General features: G+C 27.2%; 5 protein-coding genes, 2 tRNA genes and 2 rRNA genes. 7 read left to right on the top strand and 2 right to left on the bottom strand.

Features of this window, described 5'->3' with window-relative positions; all coding sequences use genetic code 11:
* The 5 genes from rrf (J2Z53_RS12685) to J2Z53_RS12705 all read left to right on the top strand — a co-directional run bounded on the left by rrf (J2Z53_RS12685) (nucleotide 1) and on the right by J2Z53_RS12705 (nucleotide 1,638).
* Nucleotides 1–116: ribosomal RNA gene (gene rrf / locus J2Z53_RS12685) — 5S ribosomal RNA — on the top strand.
* Between the two features lie 7 nt (nucleotides 117–123).
* Nucleotides 124–199: transfer RNA gene (locus J2Z53_RS12690), tRNA-Lys, on the top strand.
* 122 nt (nucleotides 200–321) lie between these two features.
* Nucleotides 322–1,272 (top strand): L-lactate dehydrogenase, encoded by a 951-nt coding sequence (locus tag J2Z53_RS12695; protein ID WP_209797825.1) that lies wholly within the window; start codon nucleotides 322–324, stop codon nucleotides 1,270–1,272.
* A gap of 168 nt (nucleotides 1,273–1,440) precedes the next feature.
* Nucleotides 1,441–1,557 (top strand): 5S ribosomal RNA (gene rrf, locus J2Z53_RS12700).
* A gap of 5 nt (nucleotides 1,558–1,562) precedes the next feature.
* Nucleotides 1,563–1,638: transfer RNA gene (locus tag J2Z53_RS12705), tRNA-Lys, on the top strand.
* Nucleotides 1,639–1,839: 201 nt separating this feature from the next.
* On the opposite strand, the gene J2Z53_RS12710 is transcribed toward J2Z53_RS12705, so the two are convergent.
* Nucleotides 1,840–2,595, bottom strand: a complete 756-nt coding sequence (locus tag J2Z53_RS12710; protein WP_209797826.1) for a signal peptidase II — start codon at nucleotides 2,593–2,595, stop codon at nucleotides 1,840–1,842.
* Nucleotides 2,596–2,754: 159 nt separating this feature from the next.
* Between J2Z53_RS12710 and J2Z53_RS12715 the strand changes: the two genes are divergently transcribed.
* Nucleotides 2,755–3,561, top strand: coding sequence for a pyruvate, water dikinase regulatory protein (locus J2Z53_RS12715; RefSeq protein WP_209797829.1), 807 nt, complete (start codon nucleotides 2,755–2,757; stop codon nucleotides 3,559–3,561).
* A 122-nt stretch (nucleotides 3,562–3,683) separates the two neighbouring features.
* A complete protein-coding gene (locus J2Z53_RS12720) occupies nucleotides 3,684–4,619 on the top strand; it encodes a patatin-like phospholipase family protein (protein ID WP_209797827.1) in 936 nt (311 codons plus the stop codon).
* Between the two features lie 26 nt (nucleotides 4,620–4,645).
* On the opposite strand, the gene J2Z53_RS12725 is transcribed toward J2Z53_RS12720, so the two are convergent.
* Nucleotides 4,646–5,395: an amidase domain-containing protein gene (locus J2Z53_RS12725; RefSeq protein ID WP_209797828.1), complete on the bottom strand. Its 750-nt coding sequence runs from the start codon at nucleotides 5,393–5,395 to the stop codon at nucleotides 4,646–4,648.
* Between the last annotated feature and the right edge of the window lie 538 nt (nucleotides 5,396–5,933).

The following is a 5,933-nucleotide window of genomic DNA, read 5'->3' on the forward strand; positions in this document are numbered from 1 at the left end:
CTGGTGATGATGGCATAGAGGAAACACTCCTTCCCATTCCGAACAGGAAAGTTAAGCTCTATAGCGCCGATGGTACTGCATGGGTGACCGTGTGGGAGAGTAGGACGTTGCCAGGTAATATATGTGCCATTAGCTCAGTTGGTAGAGCACCTGACTCTTAATCAGGGTGTCCAGGGTTCGAATCCCTGATGGCGCACCATATTTAAAGATCTAGAAAATTCTAGATCTTTTTTTGTTATATAAAAAATTTTACTGGACAATATTAAATTATTGGAATAAATTAAAAATAAAGATAAATTATAAAAGAAACGAGGGAAAAGTATGGGAAGAAAAAATACAAAGGTAGCTATAGTTGGAACAGGATTAGTTGGATCAAGTACTGCATTTAGCTTAGTAACGCAAGGAGTTTGTGATGAGATTCTAATGATAGATATTAATAAAGAAAGAGCTTTGGGTGAAGCAATGGATTTGAATCATTCAATAGAATATTTAAATAGAAACACAAAGGTTAGAGTTGCATCTTATGATGAATGTGAGGATGTAGATATTGTTGTTATTACAGCAGGAGCACCACCTAAGGCAGGTCAAACAAGATTAGATACTTTAGATTTAAGTGCAAAGATAGTTGAGTCAATAGTCGCTCCAATTATGGAATCAGGATTTAGAGGACACTTTTTGATAGTATCAAATCCAGCGGATGTAATAGCATATCATGTATATAGATTATCAGGACTTCCAAAAAGTCATGTACTAAGTACAGGAACATCAATTGATACTGCAAGATTAAAAAACTTTATAGGAGAGATTTTAGATATTGATCCTAGATCTGTGCAAGGATATTCAATGGGTGAACATGGAGATTCACAAATGGTTCCATGGTCTCATGTAAGAGTAGGTGGAAAATCCTTTGAAAAGATTATAGAAGATAATAAAGATAAGTATTCAAATGTAAATCTTGATAAATTAGTTGAAGATACTGCAAGGGCAGGATGGGAAGTGTATAAGAGAAAAGGAACCACTTATTATGCAATTGCAACAGCAACTGTTGCAATAATAAAGGCAATTTTAAATGATGAAAATAAAATAATTCCTGTTTCAACTCTTTTAGAGGGAGAATATGGTATGAATGATGTTTTTGCAGGAGTTCCAGCAATATTAAATTCAGATGGTGTAAAGGAAATAATTGAGATTGATATGACTGATGAAGAAAGAGAAAAATTTAAAAATTCAGTTGAAATTATAAAAACATATATAAAAAAACTAGGTTATTAAAAAAATATTTAACAAAAAAAGTAGCTGTATGCATTGATATAACTTATATTAGAGCATATAGCTAATTTTTTTTATAAAAAATTTGATGAAAGTTGTTGACAAATGCTTGTTAGGTCTATATAATAAGTAATTGTTGAGCCGCTAATTTAGGCGAAACGGCAAAGCAAATCTGGTGATGATGGCATAGAGGAAACACTCCTTCCCATTTCGAACAGGAAAGTTAAGCTCTATAGCGCCGATGGTACTGCATGGGTGACTGTGTGGAAGAGTAGGACGTTGCCAGGTAACTTGGTTCACTAGCTCAGTCGGTAGAGCACATGACTTTTAATCATGGTGTCCCGGGTTCGATTCCCGGGTGAGCCACCAAGAATTACTTAATGTAATTCTCTAATAGGAACTTGCTTAGCATTATATATTCAAAAAGATTATGTAAGCATAATCTTTTTTTTATTTTAGTAAAGATTAAGCTGCATCAAAATTTGATGCAGCTTTTTTGCTTAATAAGTTATTTTTCGTATTTATAAATTCAATAATTAAAATAAAAATCAACAAGCATATCTGTTATATTTATTCTTTATCTTTAAATATAAGGGATTTTATATCATAAAATGCAAAAGATAAGAATCTTTTTAAGCTATTGATATCATCTTTTAAACTTGTATCTTCGTCATTAGAAAAGAAATTATTATTATATAGGCATATAATTAAAAATAAAATACCTAAATTAATATATATATCTTTAAAATCAGCTACAAAAAGAGTACTTATACCAATAAAGTCTAAGCTTCCACCATAGAATACTTTATCTATCAAAGAACATAAAGCTCCTGCATTAATAAATATTAATGATAGATCAGCAAAAATATCTTTATTTCCCTTACTTCTATAATATCTATATAATTCAAAAAATAATATCAATGCTATAACATTAAGACTTATTAAAACTGAAAAACTAACAGATGTACCGAATCTAGCATTTAACCATGAACCATTAGTATTAATTAATGGATTAAAAGATAAAAAACCGTCAATGATATTTATATAGGAATTGAAGAAAAATAGTTTAATGATAATCTTAATACCTTGGTCAAATAACATAAGAACTAAAAATATAGCCCACATTGATTTTGTAGATAAACCTTCAGACTTTTTTGAAGCAAATTTATAAAAAAGATATCCGATTATTGCAAATAGTATAATTAAAAAAATGTTTCCTACAACAGTAATTAGATTATTTATTCTTCCAGTAAAAAATTCAAATAATATATAGATAAACCACATTAATGGAAGTATACCTATTGCTAATATTTTCCTAGTATTCATTTAAACCTCCTTATAAAGTTTGTAAATAATATCCTATAAGTTTAAGTTTATCATATAATATTCAAATCCACTATTGAGAAAAACAAAAAAAATATGTAATAATATAAATATAAAGAAAATCGTGAAATTTATGCTATTATGAGAGGAGTTGGTCTTGAAATGTTAACAATATTTGCTGTGTCAGATTCTATTGGAGAAACTGCAAATCAAGTGGCACGTGCAGCTGCTAGTCAATTTTCAAAAGATGTTGTTGTTGAAAGAATTCCATATGTAAAAAGTCTTGAAGATATAGATGATGTAATTAAAAGAGTTAAAGAATGTAGTGGAGAAGCAATTATCGTGTCAACTATAATAACTGTTCAAGTAAGAGAAGGGTTAACGCAAAAAGGTCTTGAAAATAATATTTCAGTAATTAATATTTTAGGACCAATATTAAATGTTGCATCTTGCAAATTAGATAGACTTCCAGATAATAATCCAGGAGCTATGTGGGAAACAGATGAAAATTATTTTAAGAGAATTGAAGCTATGGAATTTGCTATGCAATATGATGATAGTAAAGATTATAGAGGACTAAAAAATGCTGATGTAGTTTTAATAGGACTTTCAAGAACTTCAAAAACGCCTTTATGTATGTATTTAGCTAACAAAGGTATAAAAGCTATAAATATCCCTTTAGTTCCAGAAGTTGGAGTTCCAAAAGAATTATATGAAATAGATAAGAAGAAAATTTTTGGATTAGTGATAGATCCACTTCAACTAATTGAAATAAGAAAAAGGAGATTAGATAAGTTTCATAGGATATCATCAGATATAGAATATGCAGGAGATGCTAGAATATTAGAGGAATTTGATTTTGCAGATAAGATAATAAGAAGAATTGGATGCAAGACAATAGATATTACAAAAAGAGCTATAGAAGATACAGCACTTATTATTTTAGATGAACTAAAAGTAAAAAAATAAATTATATAAAATTATATATTTAAGACTTCAGGGTTTTTCTTAAAGTGAAAGAAAGACCCTTTTAATTTAACTAATAATATAAAAATGTATAAAATATACTATAAGCTTGGGAGGTGTTATAAATGAAAATAGGATTAGTTTTAGCTGGTGGAGGAGCTAGAGGTGCATATCAAATAGGCGTATGGAAGGCGCTTAGAAAACTAGATATAGATAAATATATAAACTCTATATCAGGAACATCAATTGGTGGACTAAATGCTATGCTTTTTAGTCAAGGAAACTTAGAATTAGCAGAAGAAGTGTGGTTAAATATAGATATTGAAAAAATATTTCCAACAGATCATAAGGATTTATTGGCAAAGAGCTTACTTTTAGCTATTGGTTCTAAAAATTTAAATTTAATAAAAAAATATATTCCAAAAGCTATAAATGGAGGAGATATTGCAAGAGATGGACTTATAGAGATTATAGATAAATATTTAGATTTTGATAAAATAAGAAATAATAATAAGACATGCTATGCAGCTTGCAGTGAAATCCCAAAGCTTGAGCCTAAATATTTTAAAATAAATAATTATAGTAATGAGGATATAAAGAAAATACTTTTAGCGACTTCTGCATTACCTATGATATATGAGAGTGAACATATAGAAGGGAAAAACTATTTAGATGGAGGAATGACTGATAATGTACCAATACAGCCTGTGTATGGTGAAGATTGCGATATCATAATAGTAGTTCCGTTAGAACTTAATTTTAAGGTTAATAGAGCTTTATATCCAAATTCAAAGATAATAGAAATAACCCCAAGTGAAATGGAAGAGGGCTTTATAGATGGTGCGTTAGATTTTACTAAGGATAATTCAATAAGAAGAATGAAATTAGGATATGAAGATACAATAAATCAACTTAAACCTATAATGGATATAGCCTTAATGATAGAAGAAAATAACAAAAACAAAGAAATAGAGAAAAGAAAAAAGAAAATGTTTTTTAACATCATAAAGGAAAAATTGTTTGGCGAAAAAAGCAGAGAAAATAATAATAGACAAGCATAAGAAGCTAGCATTAATTGTTAGCTTCTTTAATATGGAGTTATTATTCTTATTTTAGGATATATAACTGGATATACATATGCTAATGGATAGTTTAATTTATCAGAAGAATGGCAACAATAAAGATATGTTTCTTCTAGTTTGTAAGTTATTATTCCAGAATGGGACCAAGTTTTTCTTGTTGGACTAAAAAATTGAATTATAGAACCTATAGAATTTTCCGTTAATGTATAAGTTTCATAAGCAAGCTTATTGTATATTAAATAATCACGAAGCTCTAATACTCTTAACCAAGGATTTGTATATGGTTTCCATGTAGAGGTAGTTTTAATACCACCATAGTTAATAACTTGAGAAACAAAATTTGTACAATCTCCACCATTTTCATCAAAACTTTTATATTTAGAGTTGTAATTCAAAGCATATTTTTCAGCATAATGTATAGCTTGATTCTTGTTATAGGTTAAATTTCTTGAAGGATTATAAACTTCCTTGGATTTAGATTTTATTATATCTATTGTATTAAAATTTAATAATAAAAGCTCATAGTGTATAATTTGATTTTGAATTAATTCGTTATAGTTAGAAATCAAATTATTTTCATTTGTATAATTAATTACATCGTTGAGATAATCAATTGCAGAAAAGTATTCTATAAACCAAGTGTTAAATTGTTTTTTTAGTAGAACAATATATATAGAATTGCTAATAAAATTATTAGTTTTATTATTTAATATGGAGTTTATAGAAAATTGAACTAATGAAAAATCATTTTCCATAAAAGTTATACAATCATAATTAATTTTGTAATAGGAATTAAAACAAGGTATTGTACCTTTTTTATTATATAAAGTGAAATATTTTATTTTTAAATTAATAAGGTATATTAAATTAGAATTTGATATATAATGATTAAAATTTGAATATGAAAATAAGTTTTTAATAAATAAATTTATTGTATTTTTTATCAAATATTTATTTTTATTTATTATATTATTCATGTATTAATTCCTTAACATTAGTATTAATTATAATTATATGAAATAAAAAAATATTTGATATATTTTTTTATAAAAAATGTTGACAATATTATTTTATCATGGTAACATATTTTTTGTCGCAGATGAAGTACATCTTTATTAGAAAAACTAATATTTTATTAAACAGATTAAAATATTAAAAAAGATGTTGACATAATTCTTCATAAGTGATAAGATTTAATAGTCGCTTGAGGGCGACGAGATAAAATGGTCTTTGAAAATTGAACAGAATATAGAAATACATTTAGAACCAGCAATTCTTTTTATTAAAGTAAGT

This window comes from Clostridium moniliforme (assembly GCF_017873235.1).
GTDB lineage: Bacteria > Bacillota > Clostridia > Clostridiales > Clostridiaceae > Clostridium > Clostridium moniliforme.

Excerpts from the sequence above, each read along its gene's own strand:
- J2Z53_RS12695 (WP_209797825.1), top strand. The coding sequence starts at position 322 with ATGGGAAGAAAAAATACAAAGGTAGCTATAGTTGGAACAGGATTAGTT.
- J2Z53_RS12710 (WP_209797826.1), bottom strand. The coding sequence starts at position 2,595 with ATGAATACTAGGAAAATATTAGCAATAGGTATACTTCCATTAATGTGG.
- J2Z53_RS12715 (WP_209797829.1), top strand. The coding sequence starts at position 2,755 with ATGTTAACAATATTTGCTGTGTCAGATTCTATTGGAGAAACTGCAAAT.
- J2Z53_RS12720 (WP_209797827.1), top strand. The coding sequence starts at position 3,684 with ATGAAAATAGGATTAGTTTTAGCTGGTGGAGGAGCTAGAGGTGCATAT.
- J2Z53_RS12725 (WP_209797828.1), bottom strand. The coding sequence starts at position 5,395 with ATGGAAAATGATTTTTCATTAGTTCAATTTTCTATAAACTCCATATTA.